This is a genomic window from Rhizobium sp. BR 362 (assembly GCF_036528765.1).
Classification (GTDB): domain Bacteria; phylum Pseudomonadota; class Alphaproteobacteria; order Rhizobiales; family Rhizobiaceae; genus Rhizobium.
Genome location: NZ_JARWGH010000006.1, coordinates 57794 through 80387, shown reverse-complemented (window position 1 = coordinate 80387; position 22594 = coordinate 57794). Strand labels below are relative to the sequence as shown.

The following is a 22594-nucleotide window of genomic DNA, read 5'->3' as shown; positions in this document are numbered from 1 at the left end:
ACCATAAATCAGTGTCACAATAAAGAGCCGTCCCGGCTTATCGGGTAAATGTCAATCGGGTGAAGCGATTTCCGCAAGCGCACGCAATTGCCTCACCAACTCTGCCTTCTGGTGGGTGAGGCCCTTATAGGCCGTCTGCTGTTCATCCAAAGCATGCAACTGCGCAGCAAAGCTCGACGCCAGTTCCGAGGCCTTTGGATGACCGGCAATCGCCGCGATCGGGTCGACATAGACGCGGATGGTGAAGAGGATATCGCCGGATTCCGGCAGCTTGCGCAGCGTTTGGCGCTCGACACGCGCAAAGCTGGTTTCGAGCGTTGGAGCGGTGCTGGCCGGCGGCCGCCTATGCTTTGACGTCGGCAGGGACAATTCGTTTGTCATGCTTACCGACCAGTTCATTCGCTCGACAGGTTGGGTTACCTGCAGATTGTCGAAGATGCGATTGATGAGGGCGGCGTTGCGTGTGCCCTCGCCGAAACCGGGCACATCGCTATGAATCGCCTGCATCGGTCGGCCGAATTTTTCCCGGAGCGACCAGGACGAGGGGAAGGCGACATGGCCGGCAACGAGATGCCAGCCATCCTCCTTGCGCCGCATGACAACGAGATCGTCGGCAACCAGCGAACCGGCTTTCAGCAGCGGCGGCAGGTAGGGATCGGTGAGATCGATCGCATGACCGGCGGCAGAAACAATATCGCCATCGCGACGATAGATCGCGGGATGCTGTTCGCAAAGGTAAGTGGCCAGAAGATCGAGACACTCCTGCTGCGCGTTTTCCGATCCGTCTTCGGAAACGAAAATCTCATCGCGATGGTCGCGAAGAAGCTGTCGCTTTTCGTCAAGATAGCGCCTGAGGTCGGCGTCGGACTCGATCCATCGGGCCGGGTCGAGCGGCATCAGACCGATCGTGAAAGGTTTTGAGGAGCCGTCATAGGGTGTGTAGGTCAATAAGGTCATGGATGGGAACCTACCGCGTCAAGGTTCCCTGATGGAAGAGCATTCGCCAGCGCTCGTCCGCCTCCAGCCGCCAGATCGAGCTGCGGAGGGTTTTAACTTCACGACCATCCGGATAGCGGCGGGTCGCACAATAGGTTGCGAGCGCGAGCGTATCGGACAGCATCTTCAGTTCAAAGCCGGTCAGCGTTCGTGCAATACCTTCGGGCTCGCCGTCGGCAAGCTGATCGACGATGTCGCCGAACGTGTAGAGCATGCCCGAACTGCCGATCTCGCGAAACTCGGCGGACAACAGTTCCTCCAATGCCGGTCTCGATGTGCGCACCGCCGGATCGAAAAGCCGTTCTTCCAATTGTTTCAGATGTCGACTGCGATCATCTATCGCGGCCTCGGACAGCATCGGCGAACTCCCTCCCGGTTTCCGTTCAGACTTTCAGGGCCTCCAACCCTTCCGTAACATTGGTCAGAGCGATTTCCGTGACTTCATAGCCGGCGACGCCGTGGATGGTGAAAGGATCGGCTGCGACATAGGCTTCCAGTTCGGCGCGGTCGCCGCGGGCAAAGATGATGCCGCCGGTGCGCGGCACCTTACGGCCGGATGCGAGAAACCAGCCTCTAGCATAGCCTTCCTTCACCCAGGCCATATGCGGCTCCATGTGCTTGTCGGCTGCGTCATTGCCCTTGAGATAGGTGAGCGAAAGGATGAACATTGCGTCAATTCCATATGAGTTGTGTGCGGATCAGTCCGCGCAGGGAGTTTCCGACATAAAGAGTGCCTTTTTCCAGCTCGTCCAGCCTTATTCGGCTGACGCGGGCTCTGCGTTGGCAGATGAGCTCGGTGCGCAACACGCCGGCAAGCAGGCCGGAGGAGATCGGCGGTGTTCTCAGGGGACCGGAGCCTTCATCGAGGAAGATCGAGGTAATAGTACCCTCGCAGACCTCATCCTTTTCATTGAGTAGCAGCACTTCGTCCACCTCTGCCGACGAATATTCGGCGCGGGCGGCCTCATAGACGGATCGGCGCGTGGTCTTCACGCGCAGCAGCTTGTCGGCAGAATCAAGACGGGTCTCGGCAATGCGGACGCGCCAGAGGGCATCGGGCGCAAGAGGCGTGAAGGCGGCGGTGGTGACGTCCGTACGCCCGGCGCGATCGAAGGTCAGGCGTACCCGCAATGGAGCATTCGCGCCGGCAACCGCCGCATCCAATTTCGTCAGCGCATCCTTCGGCGCGGGGAAACCCAGGCGGCGGGCGGAGCGTTGCAGCCGGGCAAGATGTAAGCGCAGGCGCACGAAGCCCGCCTGCGGCTCGTAGCGCAACGTCTCAATCAGCGAAAAATCCCCTAGCGCCGGATCCATCTGTCCCCCACGGCGAAGCGTGCCTTCAACAGGCATTCTTCATATTCCGCCTCCGCCGTCGAATCGAAAACGATGCCGCCGCCGACATTGAAGATGGCGCGGCCGTCGTCGAATAGCGTGATGGTGCGGATCGCCACGGAAAAGCGCATGGCCCCGCCAGGCGAAATCATGCCGATCGCCCCGCAATAGGCGTCGCGCGGGCCGACTTCGAGCTGGTGCAGAATTTCCATCGCTCGCATCTTCGGCGCGCCGGTGATCGATCCGCAGGGGAAGAGGGCGGCGAAGATATCGCGAATGGTCATGTTGGGGCGCAGCTTCGCCTGCACATGGCTGACCATCTGGTGCACGGTCGGGTAGGTCTCGATCTCGAAGAGTTTCGGCACGTCGAGCGTACCGACTTCGGTAATGCGAGAGATATCGTTGCGCAGGAGGTCGACGATCATGCGGTTCTCGGCCTGCGTCTTCTCGTCGGCAAGCATGGCGTTGATGATCTCGGCATCCTCGGCGGCATCTGCGCCGCGCTTGGCCGTGCCCTTCATCGGATGCGTCTCGATCCAGCCATCGTTATCAGTGCGGAAGAAGAGTTCAGGCGAGCGCGACAGGATGATCGGGCCGCCGAGATCGACCAATGCGCCATATTTTACGGGCTGACGCTCGATCAGTGACCAGAAGGCGGCGCGGGCATCGCCATTCCAGCGGGCCGTAATCGGCATGGTCAGGTTTGCCTGATAGCAGTCGCCCTGGCGCAGATGCCAATGCAACCGGTCGAATCTCTCTTTATATATAGAGAGGTCCCATGCGGCCGTAGCGTCAGTCAGAAACTCCTCGTTTTCGAGGCGTTGCAATGGCTGGGCGAGGGGATGACCATCCGCTGCCGGAGCGTCGAAAACGCCGAAGCAGAGCAGCGGCGTCTCCCGGTTTTCTTCAGCGAAAGGCGCAAGTTTTTCCTCGAAGAGATGGCCGGCTTCATAGGCCATATAGCCCGCGAGCCATTTTCCTTCAGCCTTCGCCTTTTGCATCCGGTCAAGGGCGTCGAAGAATTCCGCATGTGTTCGAGCCGTGATGATCTCCGCCGGCTCGGCGAAGAGCATCACCTGTCCTGTGCTGTCGTCTCGGAAAAGGACGTAGGGTTGAGTATCGGCCATGTTGCGGCCTGCATAGCTTTCTTGTTGTGTCTGTTGTCAGGCGCGTTCGTGCTTGGCGCATCTATGTGCCTGGCCCCTCACCCTAACCCTCTCCCCGCGAGCGGGGCGAGGGGACTGGTTCACTCCCCGCCGCACCGCTCGTGTCCAGACGATCAGCGAGCGGTCTGCCGAGGGTAGCTCCCTCTCCGTGCACGAGCGGGGAGAGGGTTGGGGTGAGGGGCCAGCCACGAACGTACGATAACGACGAACATGCCTGACTTGCTCATCTTCCGAACAAGCAGGAAGACTTAGTTCTTATCTAGCGCCTCCAGCTCATCGATAAGCCCTTCGATCATCGACAGTCCCTTACTCCAGAACGACGGATCGGTGGCGTCGAGGCCGAAGGGTTTCAGGAGTTCGGAATGATGCTTGGTGCCGCCGGCCTTCAGCAGCTCGAAATATTTCGCCTGAAAGCCTTGCTCGGCATTCTTGTAGACGGCGTAGAGCGAATTCACCAGGCAGTCGCCGAAGGCATAGGCATAAACATAGAAAGGCGAGTGGATGAAGTGCGGGATATAGGCCCAATAGGTCTCATAGCCCTCGGAAATCTTGATCGCCGGCCCGAGGCTCTCCGACTGAACGGAGAGCCACAGCTCGCCGATATCGTCCGATGTCAGCTCGCCGTTCTTGCGGGCGGTATGAACTTTGCGCTCGAATTCATAGAAGGCGATCTGGCGGACGACCGTGTTGATCATGTCTTCCACCTTCTGGGCGAGCATCGCCTTGCGTTCGCGTTTGTCGGTGGTCTTGTCGAGCAATGCGCGGAAGGTCAGCATTTCGCCGAAGACGGAGGCGGTTTCGGCTAGCGTCAGCGGCGTCTGGCACATCAGCGCGCCCTGGCCGCCGGCAAGGACCTGATGCACGCCATGGCCGAGTTCATGCGCCAGCGTCATGACATCGCGCGGCTTGCCCATATAGTTGACGAGCACGTAGGGATGCGCGGAAGGAACGGTCGGATGCGCGAAGGCGCCCGGCGCCTTGCCGGGACGAACGGGCGCGTCGATCCACTCCTCGTCAAAGAAGCGCTTGGCGATATCGGCCATTTCCGGGGCGAAATTGCCGTAGGCGGAAAGAACGGTCTCCTTCGCCTCGCGCCAGGGGATCAGTGCGTTGGACGTCTCTGGCAGCGGCGCATTGCGGTCCCAGAAATTCATCTGCTCCATGCCGAGCCACTTGGCCTTCATCGTATAATAGCGATGCGACAAGCGCGGATAGGCGTCGCGCACGGCGGCGGCCAATGCATCGACCACCTCGCGCTCGACGCGATTGGCCAGATGCCTGGAGTCGGCGATATCCTCGAAGCCGCGCCAGCGGTCGGCAATGTCCTTATCCTTGGCAAGCGTATTGGTGATCAGCGTGAAGATGCGCAAATTGGTCTTGAAGGTCTCGGCGAGAGCCATTGCCGCCTTGCGGCGCACCTCGGGGTCCTTCTCCTGCAGCATGTTCAAGGCGACTTCCAGCGGCAGCTTTTCGCCGTCCACCTCGAAGCGCAGCTCCGCCATCGTCTCGTCGAACAGGCGATTGAAGGCCGCGGCGCTGGTCATGGATTTTTCCAGGAATAGCTGCTCCAGCTTGTCGTCGAGCTGGTAGGGCTTGTCCTTGCGCAGATCGACGATCCAGGGGCGATAGTGACCGGCGGCTGGGTCGTTCGCCATGCAGGCATCCATCGCGGCATCGTCGATGCGATTGAGTTCCAGCGGAAAGAACAGCAGGTGGGCGGAATAGTCGGTCAGCCGCGCCTGCACGTCGCCATAGAGCTTGCCGTTGGCCGGATCGCTCGTGTTGGAGAAATAGGTGAGGCCGGCGAAGGAGCTGAGGCGGCCCATGACATCGTCGAGCGCTTCATATTCCTTCAGTGCAGCGCCGATGCCCGCTTCACCCGTCTTGGTGGCTGCGTCGGCGAGCTTGCCCTTCCACTTTTCCTCGAAAGCGATCGCCGCCTTTCCGGCCTTTTCCATGTCGCTGACGAAGGCCGTGGACGTGGCGGAAGGATAGAGGTCGCTGAGCTTCCAGGCGGGCAGGTCGCCGAGCGCGGCGTTGGTCGCGGCGACCGTCGGGCCAGCGGATAAATTAAGGGATGAATGGAGCGAGGTTGGGCTCATGGGCGGTATTTCCTCTGCTTTTCTTTGCGGACCAGTTCGGTCTCTCCGTGTCTATTCGGCTGAAAAGACCGCGGCAAGGGCGATCTCCTTGAGATCGAACAACCGAATTCATAGACGACGTTACATTCGTCATAATGATTAAAATACGATGCTTTGGCAAAACTTCGTGTTCAAGCCTTTCTGCGAAGGTCCTTATCAGGTTTCGCATGAAGTGAGGCACCAATGACCGTATTTAATAGCGCCAAGGGGGGCGCGCAGATTCTTGTTGTTGAGGATGATCCGATCCAACGGCGTCTGCTGAAAAACGCTATCGAGCGGCACGGACACGTTGCTCATCTGGCGGAGAATGGCCGTTTCGGCCTCGAGATTCTGAAGCGCAACAGCGATCAGATCAATGTGATCGTGCTCGATCTCATGATGCCGGAGATGAACGGCATCGAGTTTCTGAGTGCGCTGAGCGATATGGGCACCGACCTGCCTGTTATCGTACAGACGGGGCAGGGCGGTATCGAGACTGTGGTGCAGGCCATGCGGGCCGGCGCTTTCGATTTCGTCGTCAAGCCGGTCTCGCCGGAACGGATAGGGGCCTCGATCGCCAATGCGCTGAAGCTCGATCAACGCGAGGCGAGAGCACGGGCAGGACGCAGATCGCGCACGTCGACGATCAGCTTCGACGACATCGTCTCGGCCAGCCCGGCGATGATGCGGGTGATCGATCTTGCCCAGCGGGCGGCGCAATCCAACATCCCCGTCGTGCTCGAAGGCGAGTCCGGCGTCGGCAAGGAACTGGTGGCGCGTGCCATCCAGGCCGGCAGCGACCGCGCCGGCAAGCCGTTCGTGACGGTTAATTGCGGCGCCATTCCGCACAACCTTGTGGAGAGCATTCTCTTCGGCCACGAGAAAGGTGCCTTCACCGGCGCCGCCGAGCGGCATGTCGGCAAGTTCATGGAAGCGGACGGCGGTACGCTGTTCCTCGACGAAGTCGGTGATCTGCCGCTGGAGGTGCAGGTCAAGCTCCTGCGCGCCGTGCAGCAGGGCGAGATCGAAACGGTCGGCGCACGCGTTGCCCAGAAGGTCAACGTCCGGCTGATCTCGGCCACCAACAAGGATCTGATCGAGGAGGTCAAGGCCGGCCGGTTCCGCGAAGATCTCTATTATCGCCTCAACGTCTTCCCGATCACCATGCCGGCGCTGCGTCGCCGCAAGGAAGACATTCCGCACCTGGCCCGCGCCTTCGCCGACCGGTTTGCGCTCGAACAGAAGCTCGGTCATTCGCTGTCGATCAGCGCTGGCGCCCTGGCATTGCTGACGGCCTACGATTGGCCGGGCAATATCCGCCAGCTCGAAAACGCGATCTTCCGCGCTGTCGTACTCTCCGAGGGTCCGGAACTGGTCGAGGCTGATTTCCCGCAGATCGCCGCACAGTTGCCTGGCTATTTTACCGCCGAGCATCCGACCTTAGTTGTGGATAATTCCGAGGCTTTCAGCGTCGGCGCGGACGCCGCGGATGCGTTCGAGCGTGGCATGCGCGTCATGTCCGCGGATGCGGTTACAACCTCGCCGCTTTCGATCGTCGAAACATCGTCTGCTTCCGCGACAGACAATGTCATCGCCAGCACAGACCCGTCGGGTGATGTCAGAAAGCTCGCAGATGTTGAGGAAGAGCTCATTCGATTCGCCCTCAAATTCTATCGCGGGCAAATGAGTCAAGTGGCAAGGAAGCTCGGAATCGGGCGTTCCACGCTCTATCGCAAGTTGAAAGACTACGGGATAGACCCGGATGACCCGCAGAAACATGCGGCCTGAGCGTATTTTAACGTTTAGGCAAGCATATTTTGTTACCTGTCGTAAAGCACTTGTTAGTGCATCGTTCACCATGTATGAAGAGGGCGACCATGTGTGGCATTTTTGCCATCGTGTCACCGCAATTGACAGCCATTTGGAACACGATGCGACATTGTCTGTCGGACGGGGATCGAATTGCCGAATTTGAGTGGAAATACCAAGCTGAATAGCTTGAGCAGGCTTTTTGCGTGCTCAGAGATATTTCGTAAGGTGGCCAAGGTCGTAGCCGTTGGCCTGCTTGCGATGGCTGTTTCCACTCCGGTTTTCGTTGGCACCCCTTCCCAGGCAGGCGGAGAGACCCGCAGCCTGAAGATCTATTATGTCCATACAGGCGAAAAGGCCGTCATCACCTACAAGCGCAATGGAAAGTTCGATCCGGACGGTCTGGAGAAACTGAACCGCATCCTGCGCGACTGGCGCAAAAACCAGCCGACCAAGATGAATCCGCGCTTGTTCGACCTGATCTGGGAAGTCTACCGCGAAAGCGGTTCGCATGAATTCATCTACGTCGTCTGCGGCTTCCGCTCGCCGGGAACCAACGAGATGCTGCGCACGCGTTCGGCTCACACGGGCGTCGCGAAGAAGAGCCAGCACATGCTCGGCAATGCGATGGATTTCTATATTCCCGATGTCAAGCTCACCAAGCTGCGCGAGATCGGCATGAAGCTGCAGGTCGGCGGCGTCGGTTATTACCCGACCTCCGGCTCGCCCTTCGTGCATATGGACGTCGGCGGCGTACGCGCCTGGCCGCGCATGGATCGCCAGGATCTCGTCCGTCTCTTCCCCGATGGCAAGACGATGCATATTCCGGCCGACGGCCGGCCATTGCCGGGCTATCAGGAGGCGGTTGCCGATTATAAGCGCCGCATGGCTTCCGACGATATCCAGATCGCCAGCTCTTCGTCTTCGCATCGCGGCTTCTTCGCAAGACTGTTTGGCGGCGGTGCTGACGAGGAAGAGGACAATGCGGATGAAGGCGCACCGGCAACGGCAGCGCCGGCTACGCTCGTTGCCAAGAAGGGCCAGTCCGCCCCCGCAGCCGCGGATGACGGCGATGACAACAGCCAGCCGGAGACGCAGGTTGCCAGCATAAATGCGCCTGTTCCGCAGGTCCGGCCGGCCTTCGGCAACCAGCCGGCGGGCAGCGAAGTGGCTTCGGCCCTGATGTCGCCGCCGCATAACGCCGCTCAGGATGCGCTTGCCGCAGCCATGCCGGATGCCAACGGGCAGCAGGACCAGCAATATGCGGATCTTCGCGCCTATCACGTTCCCGTGCCCTCGCTGCTTGACCGCCGTTCGCCCGGCGATGCCGAGCTAGCCTCCGCCGAGTCGGATGCGAAGGATCAGACCGGCGACGTGCCGGTTCCGGCCGAGCGTCCGGAAGTCGCCGAAAGCCTGCTTGCCTCCGCAGACGCCGATCCGGATGCGATTGACGATGCGGCCGACGAAGGCACGCTGTCGCCGTCGATCGTGGCGGCTCTCGAACAGCATCGTGTCGATCAAGCGGATGCGAATGCCGGCGTTCCGGTCAACGTGGCTGCCAATAATGCCGCATCCAAGGATGAGATACCGCCGAAGAGTACCGCGGATACCGCACCGCCGGCCCAGAACAATGCCGTTGCTGACAATGACGCCGTTCGGGCTATCGCCGCGGTCTCGCCGCAGAAGCGGCCTGGACAGCCAATGCCGATGCAGGTTGCCGCGCTTGCGCCGACCTCCAACGACATCAGGGTCAGCAGCGGCCGCTTCAACGACAGTTTCGAACCGGCGCGGCTGCAGGAGCGTCCGATTGCTGCTGGTATAGCCACCAAGGGCGGCCGGCCGAACAAGCAGGATGCCGCAGTGGCCGATGCTGGCCGCGCGACGGTGACCACCGAGCCGAAACTGACCGAGAAGATGATCTCGCAGTGGGCGATTGGTAATGCCCGTGTCGAGATCGTCAACCGTCCAGTCAAGGCGCCGCGCTTCGTCAGCCCGACGCTGCGCGCCCAGCCGACCGCCGTCTATACGGAAGGGTTCAAGGTGCAGACCGCATCGATCGACCCGGAACGTTTCAGCGGCACGGCGGTGAACTTCCTGCAGGTGAAGAAGTTCAATTCGGTCGAATAGGCTCACCAACTCCGACGTAAAAGAAAACTGGAAACGTGATCGGTGCCGCCGAGGGGGACTGACCCGCGACCTCCGCTAGGTGCGAGCTGAGGTAAATGCCGCACTGAGTTCGATCAGATACGCTTTCGGCCGCTTCCATGCGGCGAAGCGGCGGCTTTCTCGCGCTCGAGACTCTCATCAAAGATATCAGATCTCTATTGCACGACGGTGTCGCCGATAGCTGGATTGGCTGCGGCCAGTCCGGAATGCCCATATTTACGCCAGCGGAAAATCCGACCAAAAGTATCCGTCACCGACCACAATCCAGCGGAGCCTTAGAATGGATCGTATCGACGCAATGAGGGTCTTCGTCACGGCGATCGACGAGGGCAGTCTCGCCGCGGCGGCGCGTAAGCTGAAGCGATCGCCGACTGCGATCAGCAGAGCGCTGAGTTCGCTGGAGGCGCATGTGGGCGTCGAGCTGCTGCATCGGACGACCCGGACGCTCAAGCTGAGCGAGGCCGGTCAACGCTATGTGGCGGCATGCCGGCGGGTGCTCATCGAGCTGGAGGAGGCCGACATGGTGGCCGGAGGCGAGCGGTCGTCACCGCGCGGCATCCTCACCATTTCGGCGCCGCCGATCCTGGGCGAAGAGGTTCTGCGTCCCATTCTCGATGATTTCCTCGAGCTTCATCAGAGCGTTTCCGTTCGATTTCTGATGCTGGACCGCTTCGTCAACCTCGTCGATGAGGGCGTCGATCTTGCTCTTCGCATTGGCAATTTGACGGATTCATCTCACATCTCGACGCGGATCGGCGGGGACGTCAGGCGCGTCGTCGTCGCCTCTCCCCGCTATCTCGCCAGCAATCCGGAGATCGTCGAACCGTCCGATCTCGCGAAACATCAGATCGTGGCATTCAGCAATTTCGGCCTCGATTCCTGGAGCTTCACTCCCTTGGCTGAATCGCCGGTTCCGAGGACCGTTCATTTTACGCCTCGCTATATCGTGAATAGCGTTCGCGCCGCGGCGGCGTCCGCGGTAGCGGGTATCGGATTGACGCGGCTCTATTCCTATCACGTTGCAGAACATGTCCGCGACGGCCGGCTGAAGATCGTGCTTGCCGACGCCGAACATCCCGCGCTTCCGGTTCATCTGCTCGCGCCTCAGGGCCGCATGTCCGTGCCGAAGGTGCGCGCCTTCATCGATTATGCCGTGCCGCGTCTGCGCGTCGAACTCGATCGTATAGCGACAGAAGCAGGCTCCTTGAGCTGATTATGCCGATAATCGGATGAGTGTCTGCCAATGCGTGGCAATTCTCCCGAATGGCGGATGCATCTAAATCAGTAGCACCGACGCAAAAGGCGTTGGGCGGCCCCCAAAACTCCGGCCGCTGCACTGGAAAGGATGCACATCATGAGCAGTCAACAGAAAGTCGCCATCATCACCGGAGCATCGCAGGGGATCGGCGAAGCGCTCGTCCGAGGCTATCGCGATCGCAACTATCGTGTCCTCGCCACTTCCCGGTCGATCAAGGCCAGCTCCGACACAGGCGTGCATGCTGTCGCCGGCGATATTGCCGATCCGGAAACCGCGGAGCGAGTGGTGCGCGAGGCACTTGAGCATTTCGGCCGCATCGACACGCTGGTCAACAATGCCGGCGTCTTCCTGGCCAAGCCGTTCATCGAGTTCACTCAGCAGGACTTCGACCATAATATGAGCGTGAACGTCGCCGGCTTCTTCCACATCACGCAGCGCGTTGCTGCGGAAATGCTGAAGCAAGGCTCGGGGCACATCGTCAACATCACAACGAGCATCGTCAATCAGCCGATTGCCGGCGTGCCGGCCGCGCTCGCCTCCTTGACCAAGGGCGGTCTCAGCTCGGTTACCCAGGAACTGGCGATAGAGTTCGCGAAAACCGGTGTTCGGGTGAATGCCGTATCGCCAGGGATCATCAAGACGCCGATGCATTCGCCGGAAACGCACGAAGCTCTTTCAACGCTGCATCCCATCGGCCGGATGGGCGAGATCCGCGATATTGTCGATGCCGTGCTCTATCTCGAAACGGCGAGTTTCGTAACCGGCGAAATCCTCCATGTCGATGGCGGCCAAAACGCCGGACGCTGGTGACCGCAATATTGAAGCGGGGAAGCGCGATCACCTCTGGCAAGGTCGATTTTACCAGAGCGGGGTCGTCGCCTTGTAACCTTCCAATCCAAGTCTTGAAAGGAGACTGTCATGCCGATCGTTACCGTACAGGTTACCCGTGAAGGGACGAGTCCCGACCGAAACGCGGTCACCGCAGAAGAGAAAGCTGCCATCATCGCCGGTGTCAGCCAGGTGTTACTGGACGTGCTGAACAAACCTCTGGAATCCACCTATGTCGTCATCGAAGAAGTGGATCTCGACAATTGGGGCTGGGGCGGTCTTCCAACAGTCCAATATCGAAAGCAGCGCGCTGAGGCGGCGAAAACCTAAGCTGCAGGCTTCCGTCCTTGACGGCGATGGCACGGTAGCTGAGATGGCGGACGGCGCTGTCTGCGTCGCCGCCGGAGCTCACCGGCCGGGGAATGCGGCTTAACGCATGGATATTGGCCGCATTGCCGTACAATAGAATGCTTGCCAGGTTTTGGTCATCATCGTAGCCTTGGGCGCGATTTGTTCGCAGCCGCATAATTACGCATTGTCCCAAGCATCTATCGCTGTCGACGTATCGAACCGACGCGCTTACCGCATGCTTTCGCACGTCGGCAGAACATCACGATATCCGGTAAATCCAAATCAGGAGTAATGCTGATGAGCAGGATTTTGATTGTGCTGACGTCGCATGACCAGCTTGGCAATACAGGAAGAAAGACCGGCTTTTGGCTGGAGGAGTTCGCGGCCCCCTATTACGTCGTCAAGGACGCCGGGGCGCAGATCACGGTCGCATCCCCCAAGGGTGGGCAGCCGCCCATCGATCCCAAAAGTGATGAGCCCGAAAATCAAACGCCGGCGATGACGCGTTTCAAGTCCGATAAGGCCGCCCAAGCCGTGTTGGCCGATACCGTCAAGCTCGCGACCGTCAACGCTGCCGATTTCGACACTGTTTTTTATCCCGGCGGCCACGGTCCCATGTGGGACCTGGCGGACGACAAGAAATCCATTTCGCTGATCGAGGATTTTTACAATGCGGGCAAGCCGGTTGCTGCCGTGTGTCACGCACCCGGAGTCCTCCGTCACGTGCAATATCAGGGGCAGCCTCTGGTCAAGGGCAAGCGCGTCACAGGGTTTGCGAACAGCGAGGAGGAGGCAGTCCATCTGACCTCCGTTGTTCCCTTCCTCGTGGAGGACGAGCTGAAACGTCTTGGCGGCAAGTACGAGAAGGTCGCCGACTGGCAAAGCTTTGCCATCACCGATGGCCGGTTGGTAACCGGCCAGAATCCGGCATCCTCGACGGCTGCGGCCCAGGCACTCTTGAGGCTGCTTTGACGACGGACTGAAAGAATGAGGCGATCCGTAAGGATTCGGCTTTTCATGGAAATGCCGAATCCCTCTGTCGCCGATTGCCGAACTCGGATCGGAAAAATCAGTCGCTGGGATCGGGATGTCTTGCGAGTCTCAGATCGATAAGGCCGCGATTTCCGTCTTTGTTGCCGGTCGCGGCCACGGCGGTGAATATCCGCTCTGCATCGTCGTACATTTTCAGATTGAGATAGCAGTAACCGCGTAGAACCATAAGATCGATGCGTTCCTGCTGCAGTTGCGCGCGTTGATCGAGATAGATCAGAGTTTCCTGATAGCGCTTGGCGGAGAATGCCGTCAGCGCGCGGTCGGCCAGGATAGCAACCTGCAACTCGGCGGCACGCTTGCGGCTGAGAGGAGCCTTGGCCGCAGCCACAGCCGCATTGTTGGCAAGGCCTACGCGCAGATAGGCGAGGCTTTGCCCGTAGGCTGCGTCTTCGCGCGCCTTGCCGGCGGAGCTGTTCAAAGCAACCTCGAAGGCTTCGATCGCTTCCATCGGGCGGTTGAGATCCATGAGACACCAGCCGCGGGATAGAGCATCCCCGGGATTGAGCCGCTGGGCGTTGAGCGTCGTGGAGCAACCCCGCGGCCCACGCGCGCTGCGTCGAACCGTCGTGATTTGTGTCTGAGATCCGCCATATCCCGAACGCGCGGTCGTGCGCTGACGCGTATCGACATTGGTTTCGGATGGCGCCGGTGAGGTCTTGAGCGGCTGCGAGATGGTCGGAGCCACCGCGGTTTGCGGTATCGCCTGATTTGGCGAAGGCAGCGGTGCAGAGCCGATGGGGGATTGAGGTGTAACCTCGCCGAGCCTGGCGATACGCTCAGAACGACCCGCCCATAGCCGTTGAATTTCAGCCACACCCTGCCGGTCGTTCAACTGGTTGCGGGTAATGACCAGGCCATAGGCTGAGGGTTCATCGTCAGGTTTCCAACGCAGGGCGGTTTCGAACCAGCGTGCCGCAGTTTGCGGTTGGTTCAGTGAACGCGCATACCAGCCGAATTCCTGTGCGGTCGGCACGTATTTTTGCTCGATGACTTCGGCGGCCATGCGGCCGAGCACATCTTCGCTGAGATTGGCCGGCGGCTGCAGCGCCATCACATTGGCGGTGGCCGCGAGATAGGTTGCCGTCGCGTCCTTGGAAGCGTCACGCCATCTATACATGACGTCCTCGGCTTCCTGAGGCTTGTGATCGTCGATCAGGATCAAGGCCAATCCCTGCGAGGCGGAAGCGGAATCGTCCTTGCTACGGGCTGCGCGGAACCATTTTTCCGCTTGGTCGTGGTTTTCCCGGCGCAGATGATACCAACCAAGGAGCAAGGCGTCGGATGCGAGACCTTGGGTCTCAGCCGCGCGTTCGACTTGAGACAGGTACTCCGGCGCGACGGACAGTTTCGGATCATCATTGCCCTCGGCGACGAAGCGCCGTGCAAGGTCCGTGCGGATGCTGTCGAATTCCCGGCCGCCATTGCCGTCGGGTTTCTCCAGGGCAAGAAGATCCTGCATGGGTTGGTAGGACAGCAGGGCCGACGCTTTTTGGACGGTTGCGAGCCTCTCCTGGGGATTGACGCAATTCTTCAGGATATAGACGTAAGCGTCCTCGCCGCGGGCAGTCCGGTTGGTCCTGATGAAGGCTTCCGCGACCCGCCACAAAATATCGATCTCGCTGCAGGTGAGCAGACTCGGCGTGTTGGCCCCTATGTCGACCACGGTTGCATATTGTTTGAGATCGGACGCATTGACCAGACGCGCGCGTGCTTCGGCAACATCGAGACGTTCCAGCAGGTCGGCAGGCGGTTGCCATGCGGTTTCCGCCGCCTGGCGATCGGCGATGGCCTTGCGCAGTTCGGCGTAGCGGCCTTCGGAATAGAGCTGCCACATGGCTTCGAGCTGCTTGTCGCTGTTTTGCGGGACGGCCAGCGGATCGGCGGGGGGTACCCAATCCGGATAAAGCGCCTGAAGGCGAGAGATTTCGGCCTGAAGCCTGGCCTTGTCGCCGTGGCTTGCGAAATAGCGAAGTGCGCTCTCGTCGACTTTCGGCGGCGGCGCGGGCTGTGGTGTGGTTGATTGAGGCGCAGCTTGGGCAATGGCATCCGATGTGACCGGTGCCGTTTGCGCAGGTGCTGCGGTATCGGACGTCGCTTGGACAGCGGCCGGTGTGGTGTCTGATAGAACTGCGGAAGGTGCCGTCGCCTGGATGCGATCGGCGACGGTTTTCATGTCAACCGGCGGCGAGTTGAAGGCTATATCAATCGGCTTGATGCTTCCAGTCTGGGTGATTTGGCTGTCGGCACGATTTTGCGCAGCCAGTCCCAATCCCTCTTCGAGGTTGTCACGGTTTTTCATCGCGATGATGAGCCCTGCCACCGCGACTGCCACCGAAACCGTAAGTAGGGAGGATTTTATAAACACTCCGGATGTTTCTCCTCGACGAAAGCCAGGCCCAACAGTTGAAGGGTCGACGGATAGTAGAGTGACGGCACGAATTGCCGAACCGAAGCGGGCAACTTCGCCCCGCTGGTTACACACGCCACAACATCATTAACAATTCGATAACCGGGGTCCGTAAGTGGCTGTTTTGGATTGCCCGTCTGCAGGTCGATCGTGGCCGGCTCATCGCCTTCGACCGTCATACCCCTCTGCAAGCGTGTCAACAGCGCCTTGTCGGAAATGCCCGCCCGTGCGAGGTAAAGGGGGATGCGAATGGCATTGTAACCGAATTCGGCGTCGAAACCGTCAGCAGGTTTAGGTTTGCTACCCAGGCTCACCCAGTCCGCCGGCAATTTCCGCGGGCCCAATTGCGTTGACCGCAGCAGGGACAGCCCGTCATCCGTCAGTTTTTGCCATTCGTCGGAAGGCGCCAGCAGCGCCATAACGGGAATGGCTTCATAGACCCAGTAGGAGGGATTGACGACGGGGCCGTCTTCCCGTTCGGCGGCTCCATAGCCTTTGATACCGGGGAGCAGCAGCGTCTGTCCGCCGGCGTGGATGACAGCATGCGAAAGCAGCGCCTGCGCTATCGTCACCGCCGCCTGCAGATAGTCTTTCTTGTTCCATGCCGATCCCGCCAGGGCCAGGGCGTAAGCGATCAGCATGTCGCCGTCGGAAGCATTGTTCGTGTCCGTCACATGGGGCGTGACGGCCGGGTCCCATTTCCAGGCGGCGAGACCATCGTCGCGCAGCAGCAGCTCGGTTCGCGTGAAATACCATATCTGTTCGAAATCGGCGGGACTGTTCGAAAGATAAGCAAGCAACAAGCCATAGCCTTGGCCTTCGCTGTGGCTGATATTGCCGTTTCCATTGTCGACGATACGGCCGCTCGCATCGAGGAATTTTTCCTTGTAGGCAGCCCAAGCCTCAGGCGCGATTGCAGCATGCTGCGCAGCAACTGGCTGGCACATCGTCGTAAGCGCGATGCCACCGGCAATGACCATGGTGCGCCAGCGCCTCATCCGCGCCTGCCGATCTTTGCGAGAATTCCTGACGTCGCAACGCCGATCAGCAAGAAGAGAATGATCAGCAGGAATGCGTAGGACAGGATGTTGGTCGAAAGCCAGTTCGCGGCAATCAGACGGTAGTTGGTGAACGACCAGGGCTGAGTCATGACGAAGTCGAAGCGGCTGACGGGAACCGTGTCGACCTTTCCGGTCTTGCTGGAATAGACGGTGATATGCCCTGCAATCTTCGGCCAATCGACCTGGGACGTCATGGCTTCGACTCCGGCTCTGAGGTCCTTTGCCGAAGGCGCGGTGACGATCGTCCAAGAGGATTCGCCTGCGGCGCTCGTTCCCTGGGCGATCATCAAGCTGTTGACATTCGAGGGCGTAAAGACCCGCTCGGCACCGGGCATGAACTGCAGCGAACTCAGGGAGATATCGAAATTGCGGCGCATCCAGTCCTGAAATCGTGAGAGCTGGTGCTGCAATACGCCGCCGCCAATTCTCGAGCGCCACTCGTCGAATGTGACCGCCGTTTCCGGCTGGCCACCTTGCCCGGCCGTGACGGGGCGCCAGGATGCCTGGCTGGCCGTGGCGATATTCATTTGCGACAAGGTGGTCGTCGGCATCTGCGATATCGAGCCTAGGAAGATTGCATCGCGGTTTCCGACGCCGCTCGGCGAGGCGATCAGATCCAGGTCAATTGGGTGTCCTGCGACCACGGCCATCTGCCCCAGCAACGTGGCCGTTGCGGATAAGGTATCGGTATCCGTACGGTCGATGAACAGGGCCACCGGCATAAGACCACGGTTGTATGGGTAGCTCGTGCCCGCCAGCGCCGCGAGATTCGGGCGCTGGGCGACCCTTGCGAAATCCGGCATATGAAATTGGCTGGTATCGAAAAGTGCGAAACGCGGCGTTGTGTTGGAGGTCGTGGCGGGCGCGCATGCCTCGTCTTCGTTGGTCAGCAACATCGCTTCCAGCGTCACGGTATTAAGACCAGGCTTGAAGTGGCGCATCGTCACGCGAATGGGAAGGTGCCTGAAAATGCCGCCGCCAGTCGCGGTAATCGGCTTCGTCGTCGCGATGCTTCCATTGACATAGACGTCGATATGGCTTCCCGGCAGAACGCTTTTCGCATAGGCAGCATCGAGAAGGATGGTCGCCTCGCCATAGGCATTGGCGTAGAAGTCCGATGGGACTGCCACATTGAAGCTGGTGTGGAAGCGGCGACCGGAAAATTCCGTCGTGTTGATGCCCAATTGGGCGAATGACAGGCTCGTATCCGAAAACAGAAATGGCGCGTCCGGCGCGGTCCAGCGCTGGGTGACCAGGATATCGCGACGGACGGTCGGGTCTCTGTCGGTCGGCGAGACGATGGTATCGATTGCGCCGGAAACGGCCTGCCAGGACGGACCGCTGATGAGAAGGATCGTTGAGCCCGTGCGTGGATCCTTGACAAAGGTTGCCAATGCTGCGGTCTGTGCTGCCGCGGGTGCCGAAAACAATGGCTGCAATTCGGCGGGCGTACCGACGAGCACCGTCATCTTGCCGGGACCCGGTGCTGGCAACGAGTCTGTGCTGAAAGAGAAGGTTTCGTTCGGCATGCCGCTCAGCAGCGAAAGGCCCTGAGCCAGTCGCAGCAGCGGTTTCGTAGTGCCCGGCTGCGCCAGAGCCGGCACGACGAGGTTGAATTCGGTCTTGCCGGCGCCGTCGACGCCGATTGCTCGGATTGCGTCCGTGCTCGACAGGCTTTGTGCATCCTGTTCGCCAAAGCTCAGATAGGTTTTTGCCGGATCGATATCGGACCAAAGTTCGTAGGTGGATTGGATGTTGCAATCGGTGCGATGGCGCTGAGTGGCTTCGAAGGTCACCAGATTGGCGCCCGGCTGCAGCAGACCGCGCGGAATGTCGAAACTTATCGCGGAAGCGCTGTCCGGCGAACCGATCTGCTGCTGGCCGATGGGGCGATTGTTGAGAAAGATGGTGAGCTGCGAAGCCTCGGGCGCGACGACCACCGCATTCTGATAGGCGAAATTGAACTTGGCAGGAGCGGCCGCCTGTTCGGGAGTGAGGTAAATCGACCAGGATTTCCGATCATATTCGCCTTGCAATCGAAACTCTGCGAACGGCACCACGTACCGGCGGAAATCGGCAGCCGGAAGCGTTGCGGCCGCCTGCTTGACCACCGCGCTTTGCGCCGAAACGATCGGCGTAACCGCTTGCGGCACGACCGGAGGCGGCGCGCTTGTTTTGGTCGTTTGCGGGGTCGCCACCTGTGGGATAGCCACCTGTGGCTTGGACACCTGTGGGGCGGCCAATTTGGGCGTCGTCACCTGCGGAGTGGTCGCCTGCGGAGCGGCCGTTTGCGGTGCAGCCGCCCGCGGCATTACCGTTTCCGGCACGATCGGCTTGGCACCTTTCGGCCGTTCGCCGGACATGTCGAAAGGCGTCGCCTGGGCATGGACGATCGTGGCGCCAAGCAGGAAAATCAGCGCTGAAAGAACGCTTTTCATCAATTGCTCGCCTTTGCCTCTTGCTGCTCCGCCCCAGCTTCGGATCGCATGCTTCGGAAAAGATAAAGCAGACCGCGGCTTGTTTGATAAAGCGACAGACCCAGAAACCAGATCGTTCCGCGAATGATGCCGGGATTGCGGCGGCGAGCCTCCTGGAATTGCGTCCATTGATCTGAGTTCGCAAACACCAGATCCGCAATCAGGCGATGATCCAGGGCTCCTTTCGGAACATACTGGCAGCCAATTGTCGTTATCTCACCGGTTCGCTGGATGTTGCGCACGACGACCGGCAGCGTTTCCATTTCCGCGCCGCTATAGGGCTGAAAGCGAAGTACTCCCTCTGCACCGATGGCTATGGGATCAAGCTCCTTATTGAAGACGTTCAGCCGCGCGCCGTGAACGGAAACGTCCTCGATCGAGGCGGAATTCCACCTGCCGTTGACGCCGAACTCGCTGCGGCGATTGACCCTGACGCGGCGTGAGGATGATCGCTCGCCACGCTCTGAGACAACGCCAAGTGCACAGCCGGAGAGGATCAGGTTGATCATATTCCATCCGCCAACGACAAGCGTCACATCCGCTTTATAGGGTTCGGCATAAATGCGGTATATCGTTACCGCGACCGCGATGATCTGAACAGCGAAAATCACGAAGAAGGGGCGGCTGATTTCGGAAAGACGGCTGGTCGAAATGGATTCGTCCTTCGCCGTGACCTTGAACGTCGGCTTTCGCGGATTGAGCATGACCGAGATGACGGCGGGCAGCAAATGCACCGTCTGGACATATTCATAGAGTTCCGAAATCCACGGCCAGCGGAAGGAACCGTAGAGATAGTTCTGCATCATGAGGTTCACGAGCATATAGGCAAGCGTATAGGCCAGGAATTCGCCGCCGGATGCCGTGAAGATTTCGAGATCGAAGAACAGATAGAAGAGCGGCGCGAACAGGAAGATCGTCCGAGGAAAAGGAAAGAGCCAGAAGAGCGTGGACGACATGTAGCAGAGCCGTTGCGGCAGTGAGAGGCCGCGCTTCAGCAGGGGGAAGCGGAAACGGAGGATTTGCATCATGCCCTGGGCCCAGCGACTGCGCTGGCCGATGAAGCTTGCAAACGTTGCGGGCTGCAAACCGGCAATGAGCGGCTTGTCGACATAGATGCTGTTCCAGCCGCTGCCGTGCAGAGCAAGGGCCGTTTCGCAATCCTCCGTGATGCTGATCCCGCTGAAGCCCTTTTGGGATTCCAGCGCGGTGCGGCTCAATACAGCCGCCGAACCGCAGAAGAAGGCGGCATTCCACTTGTCCAGACCGCGCTGGATGATGCCGTAGAACATCTCGTTCTCGCTCGGCATGTTGTCGAAAGTCCGAAGATTGCGCTCCAGTGGATCGGGATTGATGAAGAAATGCGGCGTTTGGACGAGAAAGAGCTTCGGATCGTCCTCGAAAAATCCGACGGTTTCGAGCAGGAAATCGCGGGCTGGTGCATGGTCGGCGTCGAAAACGGCAATCAGGTCACCGTTCGAATGCTTCAAGCCATTGTTGAGGTTGCCGGCCTTGGCATGCTCGTTGCGATCACGGGTCAGATATTCGACATCGAGATCTTCGCAGAGCTGCTTGAGTTCGTTGTGGCGCGCAATCGCCGTCTGCGATTCCAAGAGTTTGGTGGAGTTGCGCTTCTGCAAAGTGCCGCCATCGTCGAGCAGCCACACCTTGAGCTTGTCGGCCGGATAATCCATCGCCTTGGCAGAAGCGAGCGTGTTGGCGAGAAGCTTGGTGTCTTCGTTATAGGACGGGACGAAAACGTCGACGGATGGATATTGCTGTATCTTCGATGCGCGGCCGACGCGTGGGGGCAGGGGCGTCGCGACGATGAAAAGGCTGAGCATCAGCATGGCGACGTTGTACGTTTCTGCAAGATAGAGCAGCAGGCCAGGGATGAAGTTTTCCGGCTGATTGACGGGCGGCAGCGTGTTTGTCGTGCGCCAATAGACGTAGCGCAACACGATCGAGGTACCGAAAGCGAGTGCGATCAGCCGCCACGTTCCTTGAGCCTTGAGGACCTTGATGATCGCCATGAAGGTAACGACGGCGGTGCTCGCGATGAGCTGGGTCTGCAGGTTGACCGGTAATGTAATGAGGACGATCCCGCATAGCGAAACGACAATCCACATCAAGATGCTTCGCGCTGTATGCATCGATGTCCCTTCAATGGCGCTGAGCCGAGCGCCTGTCGGCGCCCCAGGTTACTTTATGATCACCGGCAGGCAGCGGTCACCCCCGCATCGCCGATACAGTCTGGTGATGGTACGGTCGTGCCCTTGGTTCCCGTCGTTCTTGGCTGAACCTGCCCCGGCATCTGTGCCGGCACGGTCACGACACCTGTCTGGGGCACGTTTGTCTGGAGCACGCCGCCTTGCGGATCGGGCAATGGTACGCGCGGACCGACTGGTTGAGGCGCAGCAACTGTCACGGCTTGCGGCTGGACCGTGGTCTGGCGGCTGATGATTGCGGGACGAACGACAACGGCGGGGCGCGGTTCATAGCCGATAGGCGTCGCTCCGCTGCGGTAGCCGCCCGCGTCCGGATAAATCGGATCGCCAAGGCGGCCGAGCAAGGCATCGGCTCCTCGCGGAGCACCGTAGGGGTTCAGCGCCGCATTTTCAAAACCACCGGCGATCGTGTAGCCGTAGACGGTGCTCAGGAGTTCCCGCTCCGTTTCATGCGCATTACAAAGCCGGAGCCTGACCTGGACCATGCTGAAATTGCGCTGCTCTACCGACGCGGAGCGACCCGCCTGAATCTGCTGCCACGCATAAACGCAGGTATCGCCCGCCCGGCTCTGCCCCGAAGCATAACCGAAGGGACCGTAGCTGTTCTGCACGAAGGTTGTGGAGCGAGCAAGCCGCACGCTTGGGATCGTCGCCGCCATCTCACGCGAGATCGCACCTTCGCTGATCATTTTATAAGGTGTGCTGCCCAATCCCGGGTTGGAGCCAGTCACGCCGAGAAACTGTACCTTGAGGAAGTTCTGACCGATGACCGAGGATGACGTGGAAAGCGAAATCGTCTGCTCCACATCATCCTTATGCCTGCGCTCGACCACGCTGACGATGGCGGGGCCCCCGGGCGGCGGGAATGCCAATGCTTTCTCGTTAGGGACAGTCTCTGCACCAGCCGATTGCCGCACCCCGCCCGTTGTCGTGCAACTGGTCCCCAAAACGGCCAATGTGACAAGCGCTATTATTTTGACAAAGTGCATCTTTGGGATCGCGACAACCGTTTATCGTTATATTCACGGGCAAATTACGCGACGCATTGTGAAATCAAGCCCCTGAGATCGATATTTAGGTTAAGCGCAATTATGGTTAACTATCAATTAACAAAGCGAAGATTAGGGAAATCTAAGGAGCCGAAGCAGCAGTTCCCCCTATTCCGATGCATTTACAGCACAATTGTGCCAGTGATCGACGCCAAATGGCTTTCGCCGCTTTTCCGTGCGGCCATGGCGGTCTGCTGACCGGTGCCGCTGGAGTGAGAGGCAGTGCGATCGGAGCAGGCGATCTTAAATGGGAAGAATTTGGTTCTCGAACGGCTGGCGTATCGTCGCCACGCCTT

General features: G+C 59.7%; 16 protein-coding genes and 2 pseudogenes. 7 read left to right on the top strand and 11 right to left on the bottom strand.

The annotated features are described in order from the left end of the window. Positions 1 to 51 precede the first annotated feature (51 nt). The 6 genes from QDY28_RS10890 to QDY28_RS10865 all read right to left on the bottom strand — a co-directional run bounded on the left by QDY28_RS10890 (position 52) and on the right by QDY28_RS10865 (position 5596). A complete protein-coding gene (locus tag QDY28_RS10890) occupies positions 52 to 957 on the bottom strand; it encodes a heme-dependent oxidative N-demethylase family protein (RefSeq protein WP_331381691.1) in 906 nt (301 codons plus the stop codon). A 10-nt stretch (positions 958 to 967) separates the two neighbouring features. After that, positions 968 to 1336 (bottom strand): nuclear transport factor 2 family protein, encoded by a 369-nt coding sequence (locus QDY28_RS10885; RefSeq protein ID WP_331381938.1) that lies wholly within the window; start codon positions 1334 to 1336, stop codon positions 968 to 970. Between the two features lie 43 nt (positions 1337 to 1379). Further along, a complete protein-coding gene (locus QDY28_RS10880; protein ID WP_331381690.1) occupies positions 1380 to 1664 on the bottom strand; it encodes a YciI family protein in 285 nt (94 codons plus the stop codon). 4 nt (positions 1665 to 1668) lie between these two features. Further along, the gene (locus tag QDY28_RS10875) at positions 1669 to 2310 is read right to left on the bottom strand and encodes an aminotransferase class IV family protein (protein ID WP_331381937.1); all 642 of its coding nucleotides are present in this window, start codon (positions 2308 to 2310) and stop codon (positions 1669 to 1671) included. After that, positions 2295 to 3455, bottom strand: coding sequence for an aminodeoxychorismate synthase component I (locus QDY28_RS10870; protein ID WP_331381689.1), 1161 nt, complete (start codon positions 3453 to 3455; stop codon positions 2295 to 2297). The genes QDY28_RS10875 and QDY28_RS10870 overlap by 16 nt, the downstream gene beginning before the upstream one ends. A 287-nt stretch (positions 3456 to 3742) precedes the next feature. Next, positions 3743 to 5596, bottom strand: coding sequence for a M3 family oligoendopeptidase (locus QDY28_RS10865; RefSeq protein WP_331381688.1), 1854 nt, complete (start codon positions 5594 to 5596; stop codon positions 3743 to 3745). Positions 5597 to 5818: 222 nt separating this feature from the next. Between QDY28_RS10865 and QDY28_RS10860 the strand changes: the two are divergent. The 7 genes and pseudogenes from QDY28_RS10860 to QDY28_RS10835 form a co-directional block, all read left to right on the top strand. After that, positions 5819 to 7070, top strand: a pseudogene (locus QDY28_RS10860) (sigma-54-dependent transcriptional regulator); the annotation flags it as partial. A gap of 125 nt (positions 7071 to 7195) precedes the next feature. Next, positions 7196 to 7402, top strand: a pseudogene (locus QDY28_RS30990) (helix-turn-helix domain-containing protein); the annotation flags it as partial. A gap of 174 nt (positions 7403 to 7576) precedes the next feature. After that, entirely contained in the window at positions 7577 to 9550 is a 1974-nt protein-coding gene (locus QDY28_RS10855) for a DUF882 domain-containing protein (protein WP_331381686.1), read from the top strand. Positions 9551 to 9869: 319 nt separating this feature from the next. After that, on the top strand, positions 9870 to 10802 hold the full coding sequence (locus QDY28_RS10850) for a LysR family transcriptional regulator (RefSeq protein WP_331381685.1): 933 nt from the start codon (positions 9870 to 9872) through the stop codon (positions 10800 to 10802). Between the two features lie 141 nt (positions 10803 to 10943). Next, on the top strand, positions 10944 to 11657 hold the full coding sequence (locus tag QDY28_RS10845; protein WP_331381684.1) for an SDR family NAD(P)-dependent oxidoreductase: 714 nt from the start codon (positions 10944 to 10946) through the stop codon (positions 11655 to 11657). A gap of 108 nt (positions 11658 to 11765) precedes the next feature. Then, positions 11766 to 12005, top strand: a complete 240-nt coding sequence (locus QDY28_RS10840) for a tautomerase family protein (RefSeq protein ID WP_331381683.1) — start codon at positions 11766 to 11768, stop codon at positions 12003 to 12005. 318 nt (positions 12006 to 12323) lie between these two features. Beyond that, entirely contained in the window at positions 12324 to 12998 is a 675-nt protein-coding gene (locus QDY28_RS10835) for a type 1 glutamine amidotransferase domain-containing protein (RefSeq protein WP_331381682.1), read from the top strand. 97 nt (positions 12999 to 13095) lie between these two features. Here the strand turns inward: QDY28_RS10835 and QDY28_RS10830 are convergent, their stop codons facing one another. Genes QDY28_RS10830 through bcsN form a run of 5 tightly spaced genes read right to left on the bottom strand, consistent with a single transcriptional unit; the run spans position 13096 to position 22238 of the window. Further along, positions 13096 to 15438 carry a cellulose synthase gene (locus QDY28_RS10830; protein WP_331381936.1) on the bottom strand — a complete coding sequence of 781 codons (2343 nt, stop codon included), beginning with the start codon at positions 15436 to 15438 and terminating at the stop codon, positions 13096 to 13098. Continuing rightward, positions 15435 to 16484: a glycosyl hydrolase family 8 gene (locus QDY28_RS10825; RefSeq protein WP_331381681.1), complete on the bottom strand. Its 1050-nt coding sequence runs from the start codon at positions 16482 to 16484 to the stop codon at positions 15435 to 15437. Before QDY28_RS10825 ends, QDY28_RS10830 begins: the two co-directional genes overlap by 4 nt. Next, complete coding sequence (locus QDY28_RS10820) at positions 16481 to 18985, bottom strand: cellulose biosynthesis cyclic di-GMP-binding regulatory protein BcsB (RefSeq protein ID WP_331381680.1); 2505 nt, start codon at positions 18983 to 18985, stop codon at positions 16481 to 16483. The genes QDY28_RS10825 and QDY28_RS10820 overlap by 4 nt, the downstream gene beginning before the upstream one ends. Then, positions 18985 to 21174, bottom strand: a complete 2190-nt coding sequence (gene bcsA / locus QDY28_RS10815) for a UDP-forming cellulose synthase catalytic subunit (protein WP_331381679.1) — start codon at positions 21172 to 21174, stop codon at positions 18985 to 18987. The genes QDY28_RS10820 and bcsA overlap by 1 nt, the downstream gene beginning before the upstream one ends. A gap of 59 nt (positions 21175 to 21233) precedes the next feature. Then, positions 21234 to 22238: a cellulose biosynthesis protein BcsN gene (gene bcsN, locus QDY28_RS10810; RefSeq protein WP_331381678.1), complete on the bottom strand. Its 1005-nt coding sequence runs from the start codon at positions 22236 to 22238 to the stop codon at positions 21234 to 21236. Positions 22239 to 22594 lie beyond the last annotated feature (356 nt).